Origin of the sequence: Tropicimonas sp. TH_r6 (assembly GCF_033101155.1) — a bacterium.
Taxonomy (GTDB): Bacteria; Pseudomonadota; Alphaproteobacteria; order Rhodobacterales; family Rhodobacteraceae; genus Tropicimonas.
In genome coordinates, this window is record NZ_JAWMPX010000017.1 from 35491 (window position 1) to 59861 (window position 24371).

The following is a 24371-nucleotide window of genomic DNA, read 5'->3' on the forward strand; positions in this document are numbered from 1 at the left end:
GTAAGGCAGATATTTCGCAGGGAACAAATGACAAAAAGGAGAACGGGGAGAATGAGCCAGGCACCTTCGGCCGAAAGCCTCGCGAAAGCAGCCAGAGACGCCGCGAAATCTGGCGGCTTGCCGCCGGTTCATCTCTGGGACCCGCCCTTTTGTGGCGATTTGGACATGGAAATCCGTCGCGACGGAACGTGGTTCTACCAGGGCACACCGATCGGCAGAGCACCGCTCGTGAAGCTCTTCTCTACCATCCTGCGCCGCGATGGCGACGCCTATTTCCTCGTCACGCCGGTAGAGAAGGTGGGGATTCGCGTCGAGGACGCCCCGTTCCTCGCCATCGACGCCAATTCCGCAGGCACCGGTGCCGACCAGGTCCTCACCTTCACCACCAATGTCGGTGACATCGTCACCGCAGGCCCCGAGCACCCGATCCGAGTCGAGCGCGACCCCGAGACCGGCGAGCCGTCGCCTTATGTGCTGGTTCGGGTCAACCTGGAGGCGTTGATCGACCGCAAGAGCTTCTATCGGCTGGTCGAGTTGGGCGAACACCATGTGCAGGGCGGCGAGTCGTGGTTCGGTCTCTGGTCGGGCGGCAGTTTCTTCCCCGTCATCCCATCCGCAGACCTGCCATAGATGTGCGGAAATGCACAGTAAGCTCTGCATTCCTGCCGGCAGGATTGAACATTGCCCTGTGCGATCCTGCGTATTTCACACGGCGCCGCGTCCGTTTAGGAGGTGGAAAACCGAAAACAGGACAGCCCGATGATCCCGAAACGTTTTGAACCCTATGCCTTCTCCGCGACGCTCTCCTGCATGATGTCCTTCATCATCTCGGGGGTCTCGACCTACCGTGCCCTCGGCCTGATCGACAGTTTCATGTCGATCTGGATCGCCAACTGGCTGACCTCCTGGGCAATCGCCTTCCCCGTTGTCACGGTTGTCGCGCCCCTCGCCCGTCGACTCGTTTCACTGGCAATTGCTGAGGAAAAGCCGCAGCGGAGCAAGGGAACCGCCTGAATTGGGAAAGATCGGTTGGTCAACGCCGCGCACCCGACCTGACAGAAGCTCGATGAGCCGGTAGGAGACATTGAAGCTCAGCGTTGATTGGGACGCCCCCCTGCGCTACCGCCCGAGCTTGGCGTGGACCTCGTCGAGATCGATCTCGCCTGCGGGCATCTTGTTGCCCGGATTCTCGAAATCATAGCGGAAGAGATCGAAGTCACGTTTGTAGATCTCGTAGACCAGATGCATCGACAGGTCGTCGAAATAATCCTCGACCGGATGCGCCCGCTTCGGCCCGTGCCCCTCGCTCTCGTTAAAGCGCGGGATGGCGCCGAGATCGACCGGATGAGCCGCCTCCACACCGTCCAGCACCTTCGCCATGCCGTCATTGAAGGCCTCGGTCCAGAAGATGTGATCGTAGCGGCCGCCATTGCAGATGAAGGTCGAGATATGGCCGGACATGGCGGACCAGTGGATATCCGGCTCCATCGGCCGGCGGAAGCGGATCGTGTCGCGCGCGAACAGAAGGAAGCGACGGAAGCTTTTCACCTGGTCGAAATCGAACCCGTCCTCGGGCGAGCCGACCTCGATCCCGTATTTCTGCACCAAAGTCGGGACGAGATTTCCGCGATAGCGGCGCCCGTTGCGCTGGATACCGGCGATCTTGTCGAAGAAGGAGGACAGGATGCGGGTATAGGGGTTGCGCACGCAGGTGAAGCTCGGAGAGCTGTGCGCCTTCACATTGGCCTCGATAGCCGTCTGGCTCTCTTCTTGCGCCCATTTGTGCAAACCGGATGTCGAGTCGTGGATATCGCCGTCAAAGAAGCGGCCATGATCCGAGTAGAACATGATCTGGCCGATGGTCGAGCAGGCACATTTTGGCACCACGCGATAGACCATGCTCTCGCTCTCTGTCATCCAGGTGCCGGGAAATCCCATCGCGTTTTCCTCTGATTTCTCTGTGCCGAGCTGTCTTTTCGACAATGCTCACAAAAAAGCAAACAAACTCTGTCAATTCAATCCGGGTTCGCGGTATCAGCTTTGAACAATGCCCCGCAAGTTCCGAAGATCGTTTCCGAAATGGTCCAGATTGCCTATATCCTGCTCTGTCACAAGGATCCTGACGCCATCATCGCCCAGGCACGGCGACTGACGGCTGTCGGCGATTGCCTGTCGATCCATTTCGACGCCAGCGCCCCGGCGGCGGCATTCGAGAAGATCCGCGCCGCGCTGGCTGACAACGGGAACGTGACTTTCGCGGCGCGCCGGCTGAAATGCGGTTGGGGCGAGTGGAGTCTCGTCGCGGCGACGCTGGAGGCGGTCAAATCGGCCGTGTCGGCCTTTCCGGCGGCCACCCATTTCTACATGCTCTCGGGCGACTGCATGCCGATCAAGTCTGCCGAATACGCCCATGCCTTCCTCGCGGCGGAGGATGTCGACTACATCGAATCCTTCGACTATTTCGAGAGCGGCTGGATCAAGACCGGCTTTGTTGAGGAGCGGTTGATCTATCGGCATTTCTTCAACGAGCGCGAGCGCAGCCGCCTCTTCTATACCAGCTTCGAGTTGCAGAAACGTCTCGGCCTCAAACGGGCGATCCCCGAAGACCTGAAGATGATGATCGGCTCACAATGGTGGTGCCTGCGCCGGTCGACCGTCGAGGCCGTGCTGGAGTTCTGCCGCGAGCGGCGCGACGTCATCCGCTTCTTCTCCACCACCTGGATTCCGGACGAGACCTTCTTTCAGACGGCCGTGCGGCACCTTGTGGCGCGCGAAGAGATTCGACCGCGGACACTGACGTTCCTGATGTTCTCCGACTACGGGATGCCGGTGAACTTCTACAACGATCAGCATGACCTGCTGTTGTCGCAAGACGCGCTGTTCGCGCGCAAGATCAGCCCGGAAGCGAAGGAACTGAAGACCCGTCTCGGGCAGCTCTATTCGGCCACCGGCGAGACGTTCCAGATTTCCAACGAAGGGCGGAACCTGTTTCGCTACCTGACCGGACAAGGCCGCAAGGGACTGCGTTTTGCGCCCCGCTTCTGGGAAAGCGGCGGGCTGGGGCGAGACAAGGAATTGCTGCTCATCGTGTGCAAGAAATGGCATGTCGCCAAGCGGCTCGTCGAAGCGATCCGACGTCATACGGAGATCCCGGCGGTCGGCTATCTCTTCAATGAGCGCGACGCGGGCCTGCCCGATCTCGGCGGGATCGAATCCGATGTCGAGAAGCGGGCGCGGCACCGCCGGGTGCTGGTCTCGATGCTGTTCGGATATCACCAGAGCAACAAGATGGCGATTTGCCTGGATTCCTCGATGATCGAGATGATGCAGGATTTCGATGGCGACCGGGCGACGGTGCGGATGCTGGAAATCCAGTGCGACATCGACGATTTTTTCCTTGCGGGTCATGCAAGCCGTATCGGGCTGGCCGGCGAAGGGCGCAGCCACGACTCGATGTCGGAGTTGCTCGCGACGCTGCGGCGCGACTTCGCCAAGGAATCCGACAAGATCCGCGATGCCGGTTTCGAACATCTCCACGTCCTCCGGCAGGAGGCGACAGAGCGTGAGAATACCCTGTCGCTCTCGGCATTTCTCTCTATACCGGAGGAGACGGCGCGGCAGATTGCACTGACCGACCATCTATTTGACGATTGATCCAAGGAGAGGCTGGCTGATGGCCTATAGCTATGATGCGCAGAATATCTTCGCCAAGATTTTGCGTGGAGAGATTCCGAGCGCCCCCGTGCTGGAGACCGAGCATTCGCTCGCGTTCAACGATATCAACCCGCAGGCGCCGGTCCATGTCCTGGTGATCCCCAAAGGGCCCTATGTCTGCTACGACCATTTCGCGATGGAAGCCTCGGAAGCGGAGATCGTGGATTTCACGCGCGCGGTGGGCGAGATCTGCAAGATGACCGGCGTTCAGCCCGGCGAGGGCGGCAACGGCTTCCGGCTGATCGCCAATGCCGGCCCGGACGGGGTCCAGGAAGTGCCGCATCTGCATGTGCATGTGCTGGGCGGACGGGTGCTCGGGCGGATGCTGCCCCCGGCCGGCTGAGACTGTCGAGACGAGTATTCGAAGGCGCGCCTGCGGCGCATTCCTCCTGCGCCCTTCGGGCTGCGGGTGCTTTGTCCTGCGATTAGGGCCGGGACAAACGGAGACGCAGCATCTCCGTGACGATCTCGCCGGCGCGGGCATGGTGTTTGGGCGACGCGCCGGCGTAATAGTCGAGGCCCGGGGCCGAATTGACTTCGAGAATCGCGGCGCCACTGAGACCGGAGGCCAGGTCCGGCGCGAGGATGTCGATCCCTGCCAGCGTCAGGCCGAGGCAGGCGGCGGCACGGATGGCCAGGGCTTCGACCTCGGATGGCAACTGGCCGGACAGGTCGACAAGTTCGCCGCCGGTCGAGAGGTTCGCATTGTCCAGCAGTGGGACCCGCGCGCCTGCCGCGGGGATCGTGCCGGGCGTCAGTCCCGCGCGGGTCAGGCAGCTCAGGATACGCGGATCGTCGGGGAGCAGTTTGGCGCCGCGATGCTGACGGGCAAGATCCTCCAGACGGTTATTCATCAACAGGGAAAGCGGGCTGCACCCGTCTCCCGTGACCGCCAGCGGCCGGCGCTCATAGGCAAGGCGCAACCGCCCGTCCAGCACGAGCAGGCGGTAATCCCGTCCGGCGATCAGAGGCTCGACGCGAAGGATCTCGTCGGTCTCGAAACCACGCAGGAGGGCTTCCCGCAGCGCGTCCCGGTTTTCGCAGAGATGTATGTCGCGGCCCTCCGAGCCGGAGTTCGGCTTGACGATGACCGGATAGCCTTGCGCTAGGGCAAAGGCCTCGGCGCTGTCCAGCCCGGGCAGGCGCCCCGCGGTCTCGGCATTCTTGAGCGCCATTCGCGCATGATAGGTGGGCGAGAAAGCGAGTTGGCCCGCCGGCGCGGACAGCCCCTCCGCGGCAAGCCAGCGGGCGGTGTAATCCTTGTCGGCCGCGATCTGGGCGGCGGCATCCGGGTTCAGTCCAAGGCTCTTGCCATGGATCGGCAGGACGCGGCCATCGCGCGTTAGCAACCGTCCGATGAAGCCAAATTGCGCATCCATCTCCAGCCGCGCGTCGAGCCGGTCCGCAGCCTCGGCCAGAAGCGCGGTGAAGGGCGGTAGCCGCGCCAGCAAGGCAGCGTCGGGCGGGACGAGACGCAGCACCCGTCAGGCCGCCTTATGGCCGCCGGCGGTCAGGGCAAGGAAGATATCCTCCAGCTTCGGATCCTCGGAGGCCACGTCCTGAATGCGGATGCCGGCGGCGCGAACAGCGTCGAGCACCTCCTCAGCGGAGGTCTGCGAGCGGCGATAGGAGAAGGCCAAAGCGCCGCCCGGACGCGGCTCGACGCTCACTTCCGGCGGCAAGGCCGGGTCAGCCGGTGCTTCGCCCTCGGGCTGGATCACCAGCGTCTTCGCGTCCAGCCGGCCGATGAGTTGCCCCGTCGGCTCGTGGGCAATCTTCTCGCCATTGTGAATGATGGCGATCTCGTCGCACATCTCCTCGGCCTCTTCGAGGTAATGTGTGGTCAGGATGATCGTCATCCCCTCTGCGTTCAGCTTGCGCACATTCGCCCACAGCATCTGGCGCAGCTCGATATCGACCCCGGCGGTCGGTTCGTCGAGCACCAGAACATGCGGATTGTGCACCAGCGCCTTGCCGAGGAGCAGCCGTCGCCGCATGCCGCCGCTCAGCGTACGCGAATAGGCGTCCGCCTTGTCGGTCAGCCCGATCAGCTCGAGGATTTCCTCCGTCTTCCGTTCCCGCTTCGGCACGCCATAGAGCCCCGCCTGCACGTCCAGAGCTGCGCGGGCGGTGAAGAACGGGTCGAGATTGAGCTCCTGTGGCATCACCCCGATGGCGGCCCGGCTCTGGCGAGGGTTCACATCCTGATCGAAGCCCCAGATCCGGACATTGCCCGCACTCTTTCGCACCAGCCCGGCGAGGATGTTGATCAGCGTCGACTTGCCGGCGCCATTCGGCCCAAGCAGCCCGAAGATCGAGCCGCGCGGCACCTTCAGGTCCACCGCCTTGAGCGCCTCCTTGGAAGGTTCGCCCTTGCGGGCCTCGTAGGTCTTGGAGAGGCCTTCGATCTCGATGGCGAATTGGCTCATATGCGGCGCTCCGGCACTTGCCCGCGCGCGGGCGTTCCCTATGATGCCGCGAACCTATTCCGCGCAGCCTGCTCTCACAAGCGCGCCGCGTACAAGAATCGCAGGAGCCTGTCGATGTCCGTGAACCCCCAGCCTCCCGAGACCGAAGTCGTAACGGCTTCCCGTGTCGCCTGTGACGGCGGCGACGGTGCGCTTGGCCATCCCCGCATCTGGCTGACCCTTGGCGAATCCGGCGAGGTCGAGTGCCCCTATTGCGGCAAGAGATTCGTCTCCGCCAGCAAGGCCGAGACAGACTAGCCCGGACAAGAACCGCCCGGACGGATCATCCCTGCAGTTGCATCAGATTTGCCGTTGGCGGGGGAAACCGACATTCACTGGCCTTCTCAAATAGCAAACGGGCGGCTCGCAAGCCGCCCGTCCATTGCGTGAGTGGTCTCGGATAGTGTCTTACTCGGCCGGGACCGCAACCCCGTCCTTGTCGCTCGAAGCGCGTCCGAAATGCTGCTTGTTGAGCCGCAGGACCAGCGCAATCATGGCGATCTGGAAGGCAACGGCGATGGCGGACACAATCCAGAACGAGAGGGAGAACTTGTCGACGACGCCGGCCGCCACCAGCCCCTTGTTCAGCCAGAACTGCAGCATGACGGAGAGGGCAACACCGGGGCAGACCAGCGCGTAGGAACCGGGCGAGGTCTTGGAGCCGAAGACGTAGTCCTTGAAGTACCCCTGGCGGCGCAGAACGAGAAGGCCCAGCATCAGGAAGATGACCTGGATCGTCAGCAGGCGAGAAAGCGTTATCAGCGTTTCGCCGGCAGTCGTGTGGGCCTCGAAGGTCGTATGCAGACCGTGGCTCTGACGCAGGAAGGTGATGCCAAGGATGGTCATGATCGGCACGATCACCATAAGGGTCGGGCCGGATTCCTTGGCTGTCCCGTGATGCAGCATCGAGTTGAAAGCCGTGATCATGGCAACGACCATGTAGAGCGTCGCCGCCACCGCAAAGAAGGTCGAGAGCACCAGCGCGATGCCGACGGTCACGGTGTTGTGGCTCATCGCGGCGGGGGCTGCGAAGCCGACAGCGACCATGGAGAGCGCGAAGGCGGGGGTGAGCTGGGCGAAGGAGTTGTTCGCCGTCACATCGAAGACGCCGCCCTTGGTCAGCACGCGGCCGAGGAAGTCGCCGATGATCTGCAGCGCCAGGATGCCGACGAGGCCAAAGGCGATCATCGCCAGCGGGAAGAGATATTCAACGATGGACCAGAGCCCCGGCACGAAGGCGAGACCGGCCACGAACATGCCGTTGATCGACATCGCCAGCGCCAGAGGCATGGCGGTGATCGTCGTCTCGGCATTGGAATTGCGCAGCTTTTCATAGGCCTCCGTCTGCTTGAAGGCCGAGAAGCTCTTCAGGTTCCAGATCAGGTATTTGAGGTTGAGGAAGACGAAGAAGGCGATTCCGGCCCAGGCGATGAGGATCGCCGCCTGTTGGTACACAGACCCGCCGGTCAGCGCGGACCAGATATGCTCGAAGGTCGGCACCGGAATGCCGGGATGCGGCACCCACATGAAGAGATACATGAAGAAGGTCACCGACAGGCCGCCCGCGCCGAGCGAGCCGAGAAAATAGAGCGGTGAGTAGGTGTCAGACGGTCGGATGGGGGTGCTCATGGGTCACTCCTTTGTATTCATGTTCTGGAATATGAATACAGCAGAGGAGATATAATGCAAGGCATTTTGAACTAGTCAGTTCAGTTTTGTTTTTCGCGCGCCTCAAATCGGCGGCTAGTCGCATAGATATTGTGGATAACTCACCTGATTTCGCTACATTCTGCGGCCGCGCTTGACTCTTGGGCTGGCTTTGCAAAACTCCAGCACCCTTTGAAAAAGGAACAGGACAGGCCTTTGCGATTCTCCCGGCTGCGACTCAACGGCTTCAAGAGCTTCGTCGACCCGACCGATCTTGTGATCGCGGACGGGCTGACCGGCGTTGTCGGGCCAAATGGCTGTGGCAAGTCGAACCTGTTGGAAGCGCTCCGCTGGGTGATGGGCGAGAACCGCCCAACGGCGATGCGGGGCGGCGGCATGGAGGACGTGATCTTCGCGGGCGCCGCGAGCCGCCCGGCGCGGAATTTCGCCGAAGTCTGCCTGACCATAGACAATTCGGAGCGGCTCGCGCCGTCGGGCTTCAACGAATCGGACATGCTTGAGGTGATCCGACGGATCACCCGGGATGCGGGCTCTGCCTACAAGGCGAACACGCGGGATGTGCGCGCGCGCGATATCCAGATGCTCTTTGCCGATGCCTCCACCGGCAGCCAGTCGCCGGCGTTGGTCCGGCAAGGGCAGATCAGCGAGTTGATCAATGCCAAGCCGAAGAACCGCCGGCGGATCCTCGAAGAGGCCGCGGGGATCTCCGGACTTTACCAGCGGCGCCATGAAGCGGAGCTGAAACTCAACGGGGCGGAACAGAATCTCTCCCGGGTCGATGACGTGATCGAACAGCTCGCCGGACAACTGGCGCAGCTTGCGCGGCAGGCCAAGCAGGCGCAGCGCTACCGCACCATCGGGACGGATCTGCGCACAGCCGAGGGGCTGCTGCTCTACCGGCGCTGGCGCGAGGCGTCGGACGCTCTGGAAGCGGCGCGCACCGAGCTGCGCGAGCGGATGACAGCGGCGGGCAAGGCAGAACGGCAGGCGGTCGAGTCGGCACGGCTGCGCGAAGAGGCCGACAGCGCCCTGCCGCCCCTGCGTGAGGAGGAGGCGATTGCGGCCGCGGTGCTGCAACGGCTTCAGGTCGAACTTGGCGCGATCGGCGAGGAGGACGCCCGTGCACAGGCGGCAATTGCCACGCTGGAGCGGCAGATCCTGCAAATGTCGAAGGATATCGAGCGCGAGTCCGGGCTGAACCGCGACGCTGGCGAGACAATTTCACGCCTCTCTGAGGAGCGCGACGAGCTCGCCAAGGCGATGGAGGGTCATGAAGAAGAGCTCGCAGCAGCTGTCGAGGCGGCACGGATCGCCGCGTCGAACCTGCAAGGGCGCGAGAACGAACTGACCCAACTGACCGAAGATGTTGCCCGGCTCTCAGCGCGCCACCAATCCTCCGAACGGATGCAGGCGGAGGCCGAGCACGCCGTTGCCCGCAACGAGCAGGAGGCGCAGAAGGCCGGCGGAACGGCCGACCACGCGCGCGGTGTGCTGGACGCCTCAAGCGAAGCGCTGGAACTGGCCGAAGCGGGGCTGTCCGAAGCGACGGAGGCCGCCGAGGAAGCCGAAGAGGCGCTGACCGAAGCCGATGCGGCCCGCGCTGAGTGCGCCGCCCGCGAGGCCAATGCCCGGGCCGAACACTCCGCCGCCGAGGGCGAGGCGCAGGCTCTGCGGGCCGAGGTCGGGGCACTTGCGCGTCTCGTGGAACGGGATGCGTCCGAGGGCGACCAGGTGATGGATCACCTGCGGATTGAAGCGGGCTTCGAGAAGGCGCTTGGGGCCGCTTTGGCCGATGACTTGCGGGCGCCGGAAATCGGGGCCGAGGGGGCGTCAGGCTGGGCGCGTTTGCCGGAATATGACGCTGCGCAGGCGCTTCCCGAAGGCGTTGAGCCGCTGGCGGCACGGATGGATGTGCCGGAGGTGCTGGCGCGCCGGATGGCGCAGGTCGGCATCGTCGCGCAAGAGGACGGCGCGCGGTTGCAACCGGCGCTGAGGCCGGGCCAGCGGCTTGTCAGCCGCGAAGGCGATCTCTGGCGGTGGGACGGGTTCCGCGCCGGTGCCGAGGACGCGCCCTCGGCTGCCGCCTTGCGGCTGGAACAGCTCAACCGGCTGGTGGAGCTGAAACGCGATCTCGAAGAGGTCGCGGCCCGGGCAGCCGGCGCTGGCCAGGCGCATGAGATGCTCAACCAGCAGCTCCGGGCGCTGACCGACGCCGACAAGCGGGCGCGACAGGCGCGCAAGGATGCGGATACGCAGGTTGCCGCCGCAAGCCGGTCGCTGAGCCGGGCAGAAAATGAGCGTGCCATGGCCGAAACGCGGCTGGAGGCGGCGGAACTAGCAGTGACGCGGCATCGCGACGAGGCAGCGGCGGCCCGCGAGCGACTGGAAGAGGCCGTCGAGGCGCGGGCGGACCTGCCGGATCTGACCGAAGCGCGGCTCGGAATCGAACAGGCCAAGACGCAAGTCGAAGGCTCGCGCCGGGACATGATGGCCGCGCGGGCGGCACAGGACGAGCTGCGTCGGGTCGGCGAAGCGCGCGACCGGCGGCTGAAAGAGATCCTGCGCGATATGGAGAGTTGGCAGCGGCGGCTCGACACCGCCGAGAGCCGCAGTGCCGATCTGGAAGAGCGCAAGGAAGACGCGCTGGAACAGATCGAACTGGCCCGCGCCGCGCCGGAAGAGATTGCCGAGCGGCGCGAGAAACTCACCGAGGCGCTGGAAGCGGCCGAGGCCCGCCGGCGCGCGGCGGCGGATACGCTCTCCTCGGCGGAAACGGTCTTCCGCGATGCCGAGCGATCCGAACGGGACGCGGAGAAATATGCCTCCCATGCCCGCGAGGCCCGCGCCGCCTCCGAGGCCCGCGCCGAGGCCGCGCAGGAGGTGCTGGAAGGTGCCGTGACCTGGATCCGCGAGGAGCTGGAGACCACGCCCGACGCGCTGCTCGAACAGCTCGATGCGGACCCGGAAAAGATGCCGACGACCGAGGCCATCGAGGCCGATATTGCCCGCCTGCGTCGCGCCCGGGACGCGCTTGGTGCCGTGAACCTGCGCGCCGAGGAGGACTCAATGGAAGTCGCCGGCGAACATGAAGCGCTGGTCGAGGAGAAGCGGGATCTCGAAGAAGCGATCCGGACGCTGCGCAACGGCATCAACAGCCTCAACCGCGAGGGACGGGAGCGGCTGCTGACCGCCTATGAGGAGGTGAACAGCAATTTCCGCCTGCTCTTCACCCATCTCTTCGGCGGCGGCGAGGCCAAGCTGGAACTGATCGAGAGCGAGGATCCGCTGGAAGCCGGCCTCGAGATCATGTGCATGCCGCCGGGCAAGAAGCTCTCCACGCTCTCGCTGCTTTCGGGCGGCGAACAGACACTGACGGCTATGGCGCTGATCTTCGCGGTCTTCCTCGCCAACCCGGCGCCGATCTGCGTGCTCGACGAGGTGGACGCACCGCTCGACGACGCCAACGTCACCCGTTTCTGCGACCTGCTGGACGAGATGGTGGCCCGCGCCGATACGCGTTTCCTGATCATCACCCACCACGCCGTGACCATGAGCCGGATGGACCGGCTCTTCGGTGTAACGATGCAGGAACAGGGGGTGAGCCAGCTCGTTTCGGTCGATCTCAAGAAAGCCGAGGCACTGGTCGCATGAGGAGATGGGCGGCGGTGTCATCCTGACGGCTCGCGCTGTCACCCATCTCGACACGGCGGAAGATCCATCGCTCCAGTTGGACGCCAAGCACGGCGGCGGCTGCGTGGCATCAGGGCGACGTCTGCGCCCTGGTCAAGCAGCGGCGTCTTGCACAGAAGAGGGAGGCACTCCCGCCCGTCGTCGACGCATCGTAGATGCGCTCCTCCCGTTGGGCGTGGCACGCCTTCGGCGTGCGAGCTCCGTGTTGCCAAGGGCGCTTGTCCAGCTCAAATCGCGTTGAGCAGCTCCAAGGTTGGCCAGGCGTCCGCCGGCAGGCCCAACCGCTGCTGTTCCGCCTGCACTGCGGCACGCGTCTGTGCACCAAGGATACCGTCCACGCCGCCAACATCGTGCCCGCGCGCGGCCAGCCGGGTCTGCAATGCCTTGATCTGCTCACCGGAGAGCGCCGGATCGGGGTTCCCGGCATTGAAAATCTGCGCGCCTTCGAGCCGATTGGCAAAATAGGCCGCCGTGAGCACGTAGACAAAGCTCTGGTTCCACTCGAAATAGACATCGAAGTTCGGATAGGACAGGAAGGCCGGACCCTTGCGCCCCTGCGGAAGGATCAGCGCCGCCGGGAGATCCCCCGCAACCGTGCCGTCACGCGGAGTCACACCGAGGCTTGCCCACTCGCTGGCCGGGCGGCGATGGGTGAGCCCGGTCTGCGCCCAGTCGAGATCGCTCGGCACGTTGACCTCCTGAAGCCAGGGCTCGCTTGGTCTCCAGCCGAGCGCCGCAAGCATCGCCGCGCCGGACATCAGCGCATCCTGCGGCGAGGTCTTGAGCGACACCTTTCCATCGCCATCGCCGTCGACACCGTTCTCGAGGATATCCTTCGGCAGCATCTGGACCATGCCGATCTCGCCAGCCCAGGCACCGGTGGTCGTCGCGGGATCGAACTCGCCGCGCTCATAGAGTTCGAGGGCGGCATAGATCTGCGGCTGGAACAGTTCGGGGCGGCGGCAATCATGGCTCAGGGTGATCAGCGCGTTGGCGGTGTTGAAATCGCCCTGAACGGCGCCGTAATCGGTCTCCAGCGCCCAGAAGGCGAGAAGGACCCCCGGACTAACGCCGTAATCGCGCTGGATCCGGTCGAATGTCTCACGGTGTTTCGCGAGGTTGGCGCGGCCGTTCTCGATGCGGTTGGCGCTGATCAGCTTGCGGGAGAAATCGACGAAAGGCTGCTGGAAGAAGCCTTGCGCGCGGTCGCGTTTCAGAACGGACGGGTCTTGCCGCAGGGAGGCGAAAAAGCTGTCGGCGGCGGCGGGATCATGCCCGCGCGCGATGGCCTCGGCTTTCATCGCAGACTTGAACCCGGCAAAGGATCCGCCGCAGGGGACGTCCGCCAATGCGGGTGTGGCGGCAAGCAGGAAAAGGGTCAGGACGGTCTTGTGCATCTTCTGAGGCTCCGGGCTCGGTCTGGCGGGCACAGTAGTCAAGCCGGGCCCAAGGGCAAGCGCGGGGCGTTGAACTCCTGGTGATCAGCGTTGGCGCGCGGATGACAGGTCGCGGAGCACTCCTTGGGGTCCCATTGCGGGCTATTCCGCGAGACATCAGCCAACGCTGGTCATTTCCAGCAGAAGGCCGGGTATCGACTGAGCGCCCTTGGTGCGGGGATCAAGGCTGGCACGACGTCAAATGCCCCGTCTTGAGACGGGAGCGCGGCATCAATCGTTCACCCCGGCCCGATCACATGCGCATAAGACCCGGCGACCCGACCAACCTGAAGCCCCATCTCCGGCAGTTTCACACCCACGGCATCGTTGGCAACGAAGAGCCGTGCCGCAGCCCCCTCCTGCAGAATGGTCGCATAATGAAACTCGTGCCCCAGCAGCGGCCCTTTCCACGGGGCGCCCGGCATCGGCGTCAGCCGTCGATAGCCAAGCGTCAGTTTACGCTGCCGGAAGGAGGTCGTGAGCGGGAGCAGACCGAGCATTTCGTGCCGCTCGCCCTCCGCATCAATCAGCCCCTGCCCCAGCGCCATGAAGCCCCCGCATTCGCCATAGACCCGCGCCCCGCGCTCGGCCGCGTCGCGCATCAGGCTGCGGAATTTGCCAGCACCGGCGAGCTGTCCGGCAAAGAGTTCCGGATAGCCACCGGGCAGGTAGACCGCGTCGGAGAGCGGGTCCGGGCCCTTGTCGTCAAGCGGCGAGAAGGGAAGGATCTGCGCGCCCTGCGCGTGCCAGTCGGCGAGCAGATGCGGATAGGCGAAGGCGAAAGCGGCGTCCGAGGCGACGGAGATCCGGCGGCCGAGTGGCGGCAGGCGGGCGAAGTCGCCCTCGCCCGAAGGGAGCGGCTCCGCGGCGTCGAGGATCGCGTCGAGATCCAGAGAAGCGATAACCCGGTCGGCGGCGCGGTCGAGGAAGGCGTCGAGCCCCTCCGTCTCGCCGGCCTGCACGAGGCCGAGATGCCGTTCCGGCAGGTGCAGGGCGGTGTCGCGGGTCAGGGCGCCGAAAACGGTCGTTCCCGCCTCGTCGAGCGGCCGCGCAGCCATCGTGGCATGTGCCTTGGTCCCGGCGCGGTTCAGGATCACCCCGGCCAACGGCAGGTCCGGCCGCAACGCCTGCAGCCCAATCGCCGGCAGCAGCGCCGATTGCCCGGATTTGGCAACGTCCAGCACCAGCAAGATGGGCAGTCCCAGCACCTCCGCGAGATCCGCTGCCGAACCCTTGCCGTCACGCCCTGCGTCGAGCACGCCCATCGCCCCCTCGACCACGAGCAGCTCGCCCCCCTGCGCGGATGCCCGCGCCCGCAGCGCTTCCGGCGGCATCGACCAGGCATCGAGATTGACCGATGGCGCGCCGCAGGCGGCTTCGTGAAAGGCTGGGTCGATATAGTCCGGGCCGCTCTTGGCCGCGCGCACGTCAATGCCGCGCCGCTTCAGCGCCCGGAGCAAGCCAAGCGTCACCGTTGTCTTGCCAGCGCCCGAGGTTGGCGCGGCGATCACGAAGCCGCGCGCGCTCATGAGACTTGCCGGGTCCCTCCGGTTCCGAGCGGATCGAGATCCCGCACCGGCTCGCCGCGCAGCTGCCCGGCCCAGTCGATCACCTGACGCAGCGCCACCACACGACCGACGCAGACAATCGCCGGCGCCTCCATGCCATGGTCCTGTGCATCGGCCGCAGCCTTGCCCAGCGTCGTTTCCAGTACGCGCATCTCCGGACGAGTCGCATTGGAGACAATGGCGACAGGCTCGTCGGCCGCGCGCCCGGCACCAAGAAGATTTCCGGTGATCTGCTTCAGATGTTTCATCGCCATATAGATCACGATCACCTGGCTGCCCCTGGCGATGGAAGGCCAGTCGATGGCCGAAGGCGTCGCGCCGGACTGGTCATGTCCAGTCAGAAAAGTCACCGCCTGATTGACGTCCCGATGGGTCACGGGGATGCCGGCAAAGGCCAGCCCGCCAATGCCCGCCGAGATGCCCGGCGTCACGCGGATCGGCACGCCGGCCTGCACCAGCGTCTGCGCTTCCTCGCCGCCACGCCCGAAAACGAAGGGATCGCCGCCCTTGAGCCGCAGCACCTTCTTGCCGGCCCGCGACAGCTCGATCAGCCGCAGCGAAATATCGCGCTGCTTGGCCGAAGGCTTGCCGCCGCGCTTGCCGGCATATTCCATCTCCGTCTCCGGGCGGCGCCATTCGAGGATCCGCGGGTCAACCAGCGCGTCATGCACGATCACATCCGCTTCGCGCAGCGCGTACAGCGCCTGCAGCGTCAACAGGCCAGGCTCGCCCGGCCCCGCACCAACAAGCCAGACAAGGCCCGGCGGGAATTCGGGCCAATCGTGATCGGGAAGCGTGATAGCGGTCTCATTCGTCATGGCGCGCACCTTATCGCTGCGCAGCGGCAATGGCGAGATCCACGGGCGTCCTTCTTTCGCCCTGTCGCGACATGTCGCAATCCGGCTATACCTCGCTCCATGAGCAGGAAACCGACAGGCCCCCTCCGCACCGGCTACACCACTGGCGCCTGTGCCACGGCCGCCGCCGCCGCCGCCGCCGGCGCGTTGGTGACGGGCGAATGGGTCGATCCGGTCGAAATCACGCTGCCCCGGGGCCAAACGGCGTTTTTCGCGTTGGTGGCCGCCGAGTCGGGCGAAGGCTGGGCGCGGGCTTCGGTCATCAAGGATGCGGGGGACGACCCGGACGTGACCCATGGCGCACAGATCACTGTGACCGTGCGGGCGGGCGCGTCGGGAGATGGCCTGCGGTTTATTGCCGGCGAGGGCGTCGGCACAGTGACCCGCCCCGGCCTGCCGATCCCGCCGGGCGAAGCGGCGATCAACCCTGTCCCGCGCGAAATGATGACCCGCGCGCTTGGCGATCTCTGTGCAGCCGCCGCGATTCCCTGCGATTTCGACATCGAGGTCAGCATTCCGGACGGTGCCGCCATCGCGGAGAAGACCTGGAACCCGCGCCTCGGCATCCTTGGCGGGCTCTCGATTCTCGGAACGACCGGCATTGTCCGCCCCTTCTCCTGTGCGGCCTGGATCGCTTCGATCCATCGCGGCATCGATGTTGCCCGCGCCGCCGGGTTGCCCCATGTCTGCGGCTCCACGGGCGCCACATCCGAGAAGGTTGCGCAGGCACGCTTCGGCCTGCCCGACCACGCCATGCTCGACATGGGCGATTTCGCAGGCGGAATGCTGAAATACCTCGCCCGACACCCTGCCCCGCGCGTCACTATCGCCGGCGGCTTCGGTAAGCTGACCAAGCTGGCGCAGGGTGCGATGGATCTGCATTCCGCCCGCTCGCAAGTCGATTTCGAGGCGCTGGCCGATCTTGCGGCAACACTTGGCGCGGACAGAGCCGAAATCGCGGGGTGCAACACCGCCAACCAGGCGCTCGGCATTGTCGGCGCGCCGCTGGCCTGTGCCATCGCAGAAGCCGCACGGAACAGAGCGCAGGCGGTGGTGTCGAAAGCCGATATCACGGTCGACATCCTGATGATCGACCGCGCCGGTGCCCTCGTCGCCCTGGCCGATGCCGACGGAGCGCGGGCGCCGTGAACAATGCGCATCTCCTGCTGCTTGGCGGCACGTCGGAGGCGCGCGATCTCGCCAACGCGCTGTCTCGACATCCCCTGCGCCTGACGGTGTCCCTCGCCGGCAGGACCCGGGCCCCGGCCGCCTATCCCGGCCAGCTGCGCCTTGGCGGCTTCGGAGGGGCGGACGCGCTGGCCGCCTGGCTGCGAGACGAAGGCGTCTCCCTGCTGGTCGATGCGACTCACCCCTTCGCCGCCAGGATCTCGGCCAATGCGGCGCTGGCCGCCAGCCATGCCAGCATCCCGCTCCTGCGGATGGAGCGCCCGGGCTGGACAGCCGGTCCACACGAAGACTGGCAGCACGTCCCAAGTCTGGAGGCCGCAATCACGGCGCTGCCACGCGGCGCGCGCGCCTTTCTGACGACGGGTTCCGGCTCCGCACCGGCACTCGGCTCGCGGCCTGACGTCACGCTCTTGTTGCGCGCCATCGAGCCGTTGAAGGATCTGCCGCCACATGTCGACCAGATCCTCGCCCGACCGCCCTTCAGCGAGGCGCAGGAACGCGCCTTTATCGAGACTCACGCCATCACCCACTTGGTCAGCAAGAACTCCGGCGGCGCGGGACGGGCCAAGCTCGACGCCGCCGTCGCCTGTCGTATCCCGGTCCTGATGATCGACCGCCCTGCACTCCCGCCAGATGGGCACACCATCCATGACAGCGCTACCGCGCTTGCAGCCATCGCAAACCTGCTCGCGCTTGACACGGCTTCGGACCGGACCCCATAACCGCCCCACGAGGTTCCCGGAGATCCGCTCCGGGCCAAGAGGGAACGCGCTGCCCCGAGGGGGCGAAACGCGGCCGCCCCCGCGACTGTACGCGGCGAGCCGGCACCCCGCGCCACTGGTGAGAGCCGGGAAGGCGGGTGTGGGCCGAGACCCGCGAGCCAGGAGACCTGCCTCGTGACTGCCGGCTTCAGGCCGGTGCGGGATATGGCTCGGGCGGGGTGCTCCGGGCAATCCGGGCGTCCGCTGCCCCCCGCAAAGATTCGCACCCGGGAACAACGCTTGAGGAGCCAGATCGATGGCACAGAAGATCCCCGCAACGGTCGTGACCGGCTTTCTCGGCGCCGGCAAGACGACGCTGATCCGGCATCTGGTCGAAAACGCGAATGGCAAGCGCATCGCGCTCATCATCAACGAGTTCGGCGATCTCGGCGTCGATGGCGAGATCCTCAAGGGCTGCGGCATTGAGGGCTGCAAGGATGAGGACGTGGTCGAGCTGTCCAATGGCTGCATCTGCTGCACCGTGGCCGAAGATTTCCTCCCCGCGATTCAAAAGCTTATCGACCGTGGCGAGGCTCCCGACCATATCGTCATCGAGACCTCCGGCCTTGCCCTCCCGCAGCCGCTGGTCCGAGCCTTCAACTGGCCCGATATCCGCACCCGCGTGACCGTTGACGGCGTGGTGGCCGTGGTCGACGGCCCGGCGCTGTCCGAGGGCCGGTTTGCCGCCAACGAAGCGGCGGTCGATGCCCAGCGCGAGGCCGATGACACGATCGACCACGAGACCCCGCTCTCGGAACTCTTCGAAGACCAACTTGCCTGCGCCGATATGGTTGTTGTCAACAAGGCCGACCTGCTGGGAAGCGCGGCAGCCGGCATGCTCACCGAGAAGCTGCGCGGCGAGGTCCGCAAGGGCGTCTCGGTGCTGCATTCGGAGATGGGCGTTGTCGATTCGGCGGTGCTTCTGGGGCTCGGCATGGGCGCCGAGGAGGACATGGCGGGCCGTCACGAGGTCCATCACCATCACCACCATGACGATGATGACGACCATGATGATCACGACGATCATGATCACGAGCACGCCCATGGACATGACGAGTTCGAAAGCTTCGTCGTCACCCGTCCCGAGATCGCCGACCCGGCGGCCTTCGCCGAGCAGGTGGCCGAGGTGATCCGAACCCATGACATCCTGCGTCTGAAAGGGTTCGCGGCCGTCTCCGGAAAGCCGATGCGGCTGACGGTCCAGGCTGTCGGCCCGCGCATCGACAGCTATTTCGACCGCCCCTTTGCCGCCGAAGAGACCCGCGAGACACGGCTCGTGGTGATCGGACAGGCCGGGCTCGACCGTCTCGCCATCGAAAAGGCCCTCGCGGCATGAGCGAGTTTACCATCCGCCGCGCCAATCCGCGCGAGGCCGGCGCAACGGGGCTGCTTCAGGCCAGCCACGGGTTGCTGGACTCGATGTTCCCCGGCGATTCCAACCACTACCTGTCGATTGACGGGCTCTGCATGCCGGGGATCCATTTCTTTGTTGCCGAGCGGGGCGGCCGGAGTCTCGGCTGCATCGCCCTGGCCGAGCGGAAAGGCTATGGCGAGCTGAAATCGATGTTCGTCAACCCGGATGCGCGCGGCATGGGAATCGGTGACGCCCTTGTCGATCATGCAACTGACGTGGCGCAGGAGCGGAATCTCGGGATGCTCAAGCTCGAGAGCGGCAACACGCTGGAACACGCGCACAGGCTCTATCGCCGCCATGGCTTCAGCAATTGCGAACGGTTCGGAGAATATCCCGACAGCCCGCATTCGATCTTCATGGAAAAGGCGCTCTGAATGCATCTGCTCGCGGCCACGCCCGGCCAGGTTTCGGATGGCAGCGAACCGGTCGATCCCGGCCAGACGCCCGCCGATGTGATCTTCCTCTCGGCGGCGGACACGGAACTGGCCGCGCTCTCGGAGGCGCGACAAGGACTGGGCGAGGCCGCGCCGAGCCTGCGACTGGCCAATCTCGGCTGGCTTTCGCATCCATTCTCGGTCGACAAATATATCGGCGACACGGCCGAGCGCTCGAAGCTGGTCATCGTGCGGGTTCTGGGCGGAGCGGCATACTGGACGTATGCGGTTGAGCAACTCGCGGCACGGCTGCGGGCGGCTGGCGTGCCGCTGGCGCTGTTGCCGGGCGATGACAAGCCGGATGAGGAATTGCTTTCGCTCTCCACTGTTTCGACACGGGACTGGCAGGCGCTCTGGGCCTATTGCATCGAAGGCGGGCCGCAGAACGCCGCCCATCTGTTGCAACTCGCCTCCCACATGCTTGAGAAGGGCGAGCGCCCCTCCGAGGCCGAACCGCTTCTGCGCGCCGGCCTGTACTGGCCGGGCGAGGCGCGGGCGGATCTCGATGTCCTGCGCCAACACTGGACAGAAGGCGCGCCGGTCGTCGCGATTTCCTTTTACCGTGCGTTGCTGCAAGGGGCGGGGCTGCACCCGATCAACCAACTGGTGAAGGCGCTGCTCAGGCGTGGGTTGAACCCGCTGCCGGTCTTCGTGGCCTCACTGAAAGACCCGGTCTCGATCTCGACGCTGGAGCGCATCTTTGCCGAGCATGCGCCGGATGTGGTGCTGAACGCGACGAGCTTTGCCGTCTCCTCGCCCGATCCTGCGCAGTGGAAGGGTGAGCGGCCGGCAACCGTGCTGGATGCGCCGGGCGCACCGGTCCTGCAGGTTGTGCTGTCAGGCGGCTCGGAAGAGGCCTGGGAAGAAGCCGAGCGCGGGCTTGCGGCGCGCGACATCGCAATGAACGTGGCGCTGCCGGAGGTCGATGGGCGCATCCTGACCCGCGCGATCTCTTTCAAAAGCCAAGCCTATTTCGATGAAGCGACGGAATGCGCCATCGCCTCCTACCGTGCGCGCGGCGACCGGGTGCAGTTCGTGGCCGATCTGGCGGCGAATTGGGCGCGGTTGCGACGCAAATCGCCGGGCGAGCGGCGCGTGGCACTGGTTCTGGCAAATTACCCCAACAAGGATGGCCGACTGGCCAATGGCGTCGGGCTGGACACGCCGGCTTCGACGGTAACGGTACTCGAGGCTTTGAAAGCAGAGGGCTACGCGGTCGAGGATGCGCCGGCGGATTCGGCCGCGCTGATGGAACAGATCCTCGCCGGTCCGACCAATTGGCTGACCGACCGCGCGACACGTCAGGGCGGCGAACGGTTGTCACTGGACGCCTACCGCACAGCCTATGACGGGTTGCCGCTGGAAACCCGCCAGGCGATGGAGGATCGCTGGGGCGCGCCGGAGAACGACCCCTTCCTCGACGGCGAGGGTTTCGCGCTGTCGATCCTGCGCTATGGCAATCTGCTGGTCGGCATCCAGCCCGCACGGGGCTACAATATCGACCCCGAAGAGACCTATCACGCACCGGACCTCGTGCCGCCGCATAACTACCTCGCCTTCTATATCTGGTGCCGCGAGGCTTTTGGCTGCGATGCCATCGTCCATATGGGCAAGCATGGCAACCTTGAATGGCTGCCCGGCAAGGCGGTGGCGCTGTCGGAGGCATGCTTCCCGGAAGTGGCACTCGGGCCGGTGCCGCATGTCTACCCGTTCATCGTCAACGACCCCGGCGAGGGGACACAGGCGAAGCGCCGCTCCCAGGCGGTGATCGTGGATCACCTGACACCGCCGCTGACACGCGCCGAGACCTATGGGCCGCTGCGCGACCTCGAAGCGCTGGTGGACGAGTATTACCAGGCCGCTGGCGTGGACCCCCGCCGGATCTCCTACTTGCGCGACGAGATCCTGTCGCTGATGGAAGCAACGGGCTTGGGCGTGGATGCAGGCGTTGCCTTGGGCGACGATTCCGATAGCCGCCTGCAGAAACTCGACGCCTATCTCTGCGAGTTGAAGGAAAGCCAGATCCGCGACGGGCTGCATATCTTCGGACAGGCGCCGCAGGGTCGTTTGGCAACAGATCTGCTCGTTGCGCTGACCCGTGTGCCGCGCGGTGACGGCACGGAGCGGGACGCCTCTCTCCTGCGCGCGCTGGCGGCCGATTTCGGAATGCAGTTCGATCCGCTGAATTGCGACATGGCCGCGTCATGGAATGGACCGCGCCCAGCCGGACTGTCGGATTTGGTGGTGCCGCCTGCTGACGCAGGCGACACGGCGGACCGCTGGTGACAGCGTAGAACGTCTGGAACTCTTTGCCGCCGCTCTGGTCGGCGGGGAGATTTCCGAGGCGCCGGGGCCGCATTCGGCGGCGGTGCTGGACGGCATCCAGGCGTGGTTGCGCGGCGTGGTTTCCGGAACCGGGAAGTCCGAGCTGGAGGGCATCCTTGCCGCGCTGGACGGGCGATATGTGCCCCCTGGCCCCTCTGGAGCGCCGACGCGCGGGCGTCTGGACGTCCTGCCGACCGGGCGCAATTTCTTCTCCGTCGACAGCAGGGCCATCCCGACGCGTGCCGCCTGGACGTTGGGCTGGAAATCCGCATCCCTGCTGATCGACCGGCATCTGCAAGAGCATGGTGACTGGCCGCGCGCCATGGCGCTGACGGCCTGGGGCACCGCGAATATGCGCACGGGCGGGGATGACATCGCGCAAGCCCTGGCCCTGATGGGCGTGAAGCCGAAATGGGACGAGATGTCGGGCCGGGTGACCGGGTTCGAGATCATTCCCGCCACCGCCCTCGGGCGACCTCGGGTGGACGTGACCCTGCGGGTCTCGGGCTTCTTCCGCGACGCTTTCCCGGCGCAGATCGACCTCGTGGCTTCGGCCGCGCGGGCGGTCATGGAGCTGGACGAAGCGGAGGCCGACAACCCGGCCGCTGCACGCTACAGGTCCGAGGCGACGGAAATCGGGGAAGCCCGCGCGAGCTTCCGTGTCTTCGGCTCCAAGCCGGGGGCTTACGGCGCGGGCCTGCAGGCAATGATCGACGAGAAGCTTTGGGAGAACAGGGGCGATCTGGCCGGCGCCTTTCTGACCTGGGGCGGCTATGCCTATGGCGAGGGTGCCGACGGGGCGCACGCCAAGGAGGATTTCGCCACACGGCTCGGCAAGGTCGAGGCGGTGGTCCAGAACCAGGACAATCGCGAGCATGACATCCTCGACAGCGACGATTACTACCAGTTCGAAGGTGGCATGGCGGCGACGGTCGAGACCCTGCGCGGCGAAGCGCCGGAGATCTATCACAACGACCATTCCCGCCCCGAACGCCCGGTGATCCGCACGTTGGACGAGGAGATCGGCCGGGTCGTGCGCGCCCGCGCGGTCAATCCGAAATGGATCGAGGGCGTGAAGCGACACGGCTACAAGGGCGCCTTCGAGATGGCCGCGACGGTGGACTATCTCTTCGCCTTCGCCGCCACGACAAAATCCGTCCGCAACCACCATTTCGACCTCGTCTACGAGGCCTATCTCGCCGATGACGAAACGCGGGAATTCATCGAGGAGGCCAACGCGCCGGCGCTCCGGGAGATGGCCGAGCGCTTCGAGGAGGCCATCGAGCGCGGGCTCTGGGTGCCGCGCTCCAACTCGGCTCGGGCGCATCTGGCGGAGCTTGCGCGATGAGCGCACATCTGCGCCATGCGGGGGCCGCGCCGGAAGCGCAGACCCACGCGCTGGAGGAAATCACCCACGCCTCGCCGCGCCTCATGCAGGTGCTGCGCGCCGTTCGGGACCTCGATCTGCCCGATTGGTGGATCGTCTCCGGGGCGATCTACAACACCGCCTGGAACCAGCTCACCGGCCGGCCGGACATGTATGGCGTCAAGGATATCGACCTGTTCTATTTCGACCCAGACACCAGCTATGAAGCCGAGGACCGGGTCATCCACCGCGTGGCGCAAGCCGTTCCGGGCGATCCGCCGGTCGAGACGCGCAACCAGGCGCGGGTGCATCTGTGGTATGAGCGGCATTTCGGTCATGCCTATCCCGCGCTTGGCAACTCTGCCGAGGGGATCGACCGCTTTGCCTGCAAGACCCATGCGGTCGGGCTGCGGCTGGAGGCGGACGACCGCCTGACCCTCTATGCGCCTTACGGGCTCGACGATATCTTTGCCTTCCGGCTGGTGCCGAACCTCGCCCTGCCCAACCGCAAGACCCATGAGGCAAAGGCCGCCCGCCAGAGAGCACTCTGGCCGGAGCTGGACTTTGTCCGATGGCCCGAAGAGACCGCGTTTCAACAGGAGAGTATTTCATGACCGACGATGTCGAACGCCACAACGCCAAGATGGCCAAGAAGAAAGCCGCCCGCGACAAGATCATGGCCGGCAAGACCGAGGAAAAGGGACTGGTGATCGTCCATACCGGCAAGGGCAAGGGCAAGAGCTCGGCCGCCTTCGGGATGATCTTCCGCTGCATCGCCCATGAGATGCCCTGCGCGGTTGTGCAGTTCATCAAGGGCGGCATGGAGACCGGCGAACGCAACCTGATCCAAGGGCATTTCGGTGACCTTTGCGAGTTCCACACGATGGGCGAAGGCTTCACCTGGGAGACGCAGGACAAGTCCCGCGATATCGAGATGGCTCAGGCGGCCTGGGAAAAGGCCAAAGAGCTGATCCGCGACCCGGGCAACCGGATGGTGCTGCTCGACGAGATCAATATCGCGCTGCGCTATGACTATATCGATGTGGATGAGGTGATTGCCTTCCTCAAGGCCGAGAAGCCGCCGATGACCCATGTCGTTCTGACCGGACGCAATGCCAGCGAAGCGCTGATCGAGGCGGCCGATCTGGCCACCGAGATGGAGCTGCTCAAGCACCCGTTCCGCTCGGGCGTGAAGGCGCAGGCGGGCGTCGAGTTCTGATGTTCGATCCCCGGCTCCACAGCGCCAGCGACGCCCATATCCGCCTCTACGGCTTTTATGAAAAGCTCTACACGGTAATCGACCTCGTCGCGGCGCTCTGTTTCGTTGTCGGCAGCGTGATGTTCTTCTCCGAAGCCTGGATGATCCCGGGCACCTGGCTTTTTCTGGTGGGATCGCTCTGCTTCGCCGCCAAGCCGCTGGTGCGGTTCCTGCGCGAGTTCCACATCGCGCGGCTGCCGCTGCCCGAAGGAGAGAGCTGAGCG

General features: G+C 65.3%; 20 protein-coding genes, 1 pseudogene and 1 riboswitch. Of the genes and pseudogenes, 14 read left to right on the plus strand and 7 right to left on the minus strand.

Annotated features, from left to right (window positions below):
- Positions 1–51: 51 nt before the first annotated feature.
- Positions 52–630, plus strand: a complete 579-nt coding sequence (locus R3X27_RS16070; protein ID WP_317709894.1) for a DUF1285 domain-containing protein — start codon at positions 52–54, stop codon at positions 628–630.
- A 129-nt stretch (positions 631–759) separates the two neighbouring features.
- Positions 760–1014 carry a DUF2798 domain-containing protein gene (locus R3X27_RS16075; protein ID WP_317709895.1) on the plus strand — a complete coding sequence of 85 codons (255 nt, stop codon included), beginning with the start codon at positions 760–762 and terminating at the stop codon, positions 1012–1014.
- 105 nt (positions 1015–1119) lie between these two features.
- On the opposite strand, the gene R3X27_RS16080 is transcribed toward R3X27_RS16075, so the two are convergent.
- Positions 1120–1938 (minus strand): sulfotransferase family protein, encoded by an 819-nt coding sequence (locus R3X27_RS16080; protein WP_317709896.1) that lies wholly within the window; start codon positions 1936–1938, stop codon positions 1120–1122.
- A 141-nt stretch (positions 1939–2079) separates the two neighbouring features.
- Between R3X27_RS16080 and R3X27_RS16085 the strand changes: the two genes are divergently transcribed.
- Positions 2080–3654, plus strand: a complete 1575-nt coding sequence (locus R3X27_RS16085; protein WP_317709897.1) for a DUF5928 domain-containing protein — start codon at positions 2080–2082, stop codon at positions 3652–3654.
- Positions 3655–3673: 19 nt separating this feature from the next.
- Positions 3674–4057 (plus strand): histidine triad nucleotide-binding protein, encoded by a 384-nt coding sequence (locus R3X27_RS16090; protein ID WP_317709898.1) that lies wholly within the window; start codon positions 3674–3676, stop codon positions 4055–4057.
- Positions 4058–4139: 82 nt separating this feature from the next.
- On the opposite strand, the gene R3X27_RS16095 is transcribed toward R3X27_RS16090, so the two are convergent.
- Together R3X27_RS16095 and R3X27_RS16100 are read right to left on the minus strand one after the other, a co-directional pair.
- The gene (locus R3X27_RS16095; RefSeq protein ID WP_317709899.1) at positions 4140–5195 is read right to left on the minus strand and encodes an ATP-dependent carboxylate-amine ligase; all 1056 of its coding nucleotides are present in this window, start codon (positions 5193–5195) and stop codon (positions 4140–4142) included.
- Between the two features lie 3 nt (positions 5196–5198).
- Positions 5199–6143: an ABC transporter ATP-binding protein gene (locus R3X27_RS16100; protein WP_317709900.1), complete on the minus strand. Its 945-nt coding sequence runs from the start codon at positions 6141–6143 to the stop codon at positions 5199–5201.
- A gap of 114 nt (positions 6144–6257) precedes the next feature.
- Between R3X27_RS16100 and R3X27_RS16105 the strand changes: the two genes are divergently transcribed.
- Positions 6258–6440 carry a zinc-finger domain-containing protein gene (locus R3X27_RS16105; RefSeq protein ID WP_317709901.1) on the plus strand — a complete coding sequence of 61 codons (183 nt, stop codon included), beginning with the start codon at positions 6258–6260 and terminating at the stop codon, positions 6438–6440.
- Positions 6441–6590: 150 nt separating this feature from the next.
- On the opposite strand, the gene R3X27_RS16110 is transcribed toward R3X27_RS16105, so the two are convergent.
- Positions 6591–7811, minus strand: a complete 1221-nt coding sequence (locus R3X27_RS16110) for a TsoY family (seleno)protein (protein WP_317709902.1) — start codon at positions 7809–7811, stop codon at positions 6591–6593.
- Between the two features lie 234 nt (positions 7812–8045).
- On the opposite strand from R3X27_RS16110, the gene smc reads away from it, so the two are divergent.
- Positions 8046–11501 carry a chromosome segregation protein SMC gene (gene smc / locus R3X27_RS16115; RefSeq protein WP_317709903.1) on the plus strand — a complete coding sequence of 1152 codons (3456 nt, stop codon included), beginning with the start codon at positions 8046–8048 and terminating at the stop codon, positions 11499–11501.
- A 266-nt stretch (positions 11502–11767) separates the two neighbouring features.
- Here smc and R3X27_RS16120 read toward each other — a convergent pair whose 3' ends face one another.
- The 3 genes from R3X27_RS16120 to cobA all read right to left on the minus strand — a co-directional run bounded on the left by R3X27_RS16120 (position 11768) and on the right by cobA (position 15362).
- Entirely contained in the window at positions 11768–12937 is a 1170-nt protein-coding gene (locus tag R3X27_RS16120; RefSeq protein ID WP_317709904.1) for a lytic murein transglycosylase, read from the minus strand.
- A gap of 278 nt (positions 12938–13215) precedes the next feature.
- Complete coding sequence (locus R3X27_RS16125) at positions 13216–14505, minus strand: cobyrinate a,c-diamide synthase (RefSeq protein ID WP_317709905.1); 1290 nt, start codon at positions 14503–14505, stop codon at positions 13216–13218.
- Complete coding sequence (gene cobA / locus R3X27_RS16130) at positions 14502–15362, minus strand: uroporphyrinogen-III C-methyltransferase (protein ID WP_317709906.1); 861 nt, start codon at positions 15360–15362, stop codon at positions 14502–14504. Before cobA ends, R3X27_RS16125 begins: the two co-directional genes overlap by 4 nt.
- Before the next feature lie 99 nt (positions 15363–15461).
- On the opposite strand from cobA, the gene R3X27_RS16135 reads away from it, so the two are divergent.
- The 8 genes and pseudogenes from R3X27_RS16135 (at position 15462) to R3X27_RS16170 (ending at position 24368) form a co-directional block, all read left to right on the plus strand.
- Positions 15462–16550 carry a cobalt-precorrin-5B (C(1))-methyltransferase gene (locus tag R3X27_RS16135; RefSeq protein WP_317709907.1) on the plus strand — a complete coding sequence of 363 codons (1089 nt, stop codon included), beginning with the start codon at positions 15462–15464 and terminating at the stop codon, positions 16548–16550.
- The gene (locus R3X27_RS16140) at positions 16547–17311 is read left to right on the plus strand and encodes a cobalt-precorrin-6A reductase (protein ID WP_317709908.1); all 765 of its coding nucleotides are present in this window, start codon (positions 16547–16549) and stop codon (positions 17309–17311) included. The genes R3X27_RS16135 and R3X27_RS16140 overlap by 4 nt, the downstream gene beginning before the upstream one ends.
- A riboswitch (cobalamin riboswitch) is annotated at positions 17305–17501 on the plus strand. Its footprint overlaps the gene before it by 7 nt.
- Positions 17502–17606: 105 nt before the next feature.
- Positions 17607–18686 (plus strand): cobalamin biosynthesis protein CobW, encoded by a 1080-nt coding sequence (cobW, locus tag R3X27_RS16145; RefSeq protein ID WP_317709909.1) that lies wholly within the window; start codon positions 17607–17609, stop codon positions 18684–18686.
- Complete coding sequence (locus tag R3X27_RS16150; protein ID WP_317709910.1) at positions 18683–19138, plus strand: GNAT family N-acetyltransferase; 456 nt, start codon at positions 18683–18685, stop codon at positions 19136–19138. The genes cobW and R3X27_RS16150 overlap by 4 nt, the downstream gene beginning before the upstream one ends.
- A pseudogene (gene cobN / locus R3X27_RS16155) lies at positions 19139–22871 on the plus strand (cobaltochelatase subunit CobN).
- The gene (locus tag R3X27_RS16160) at positions 22868–23503 is read left to right on the plus strand and encodes a nucleotidyltransferase family protein (protein WP_317709911.1); all 636 of its coding nucleotides are present in this window, start codon (positions 22868–22870) and stop codon (positions 23501–23503) included. Before cobN ends, R3X27_RS16160 begins: the two are co-directional and overlap by 4 nt.
- Positions 23500–24108, plus strand: a complete 609-nt coding sequence (cobO, locus tag R3X27_RS16165) for a cob(I)yrinic acid a,c-diamide adenosyltransferase (RefSeq protein ID WP_317709912.1) — start codon at positions 23500–23502, stop codon at positions 24106–24108. The genes R3X27_RS16160 and cobO overlap by 4 nt, the downstream gene beginning before the upstream one ends.
- Complete coding sequence (locus tag R3X27_RS16170; RefSeq protein WP_317709913.1) at positions 24108–24368, plus strand: YrhK family protein; 261 nt, start codon at positions 24108–24110, stop codon at positions 24366–24368. Before cobO ends, R3X27_RS16170 begins: the two co-directional genes overlap by 1 nt.
- Positions 24369–24371 lie beyond the last annotated feature (3 nt).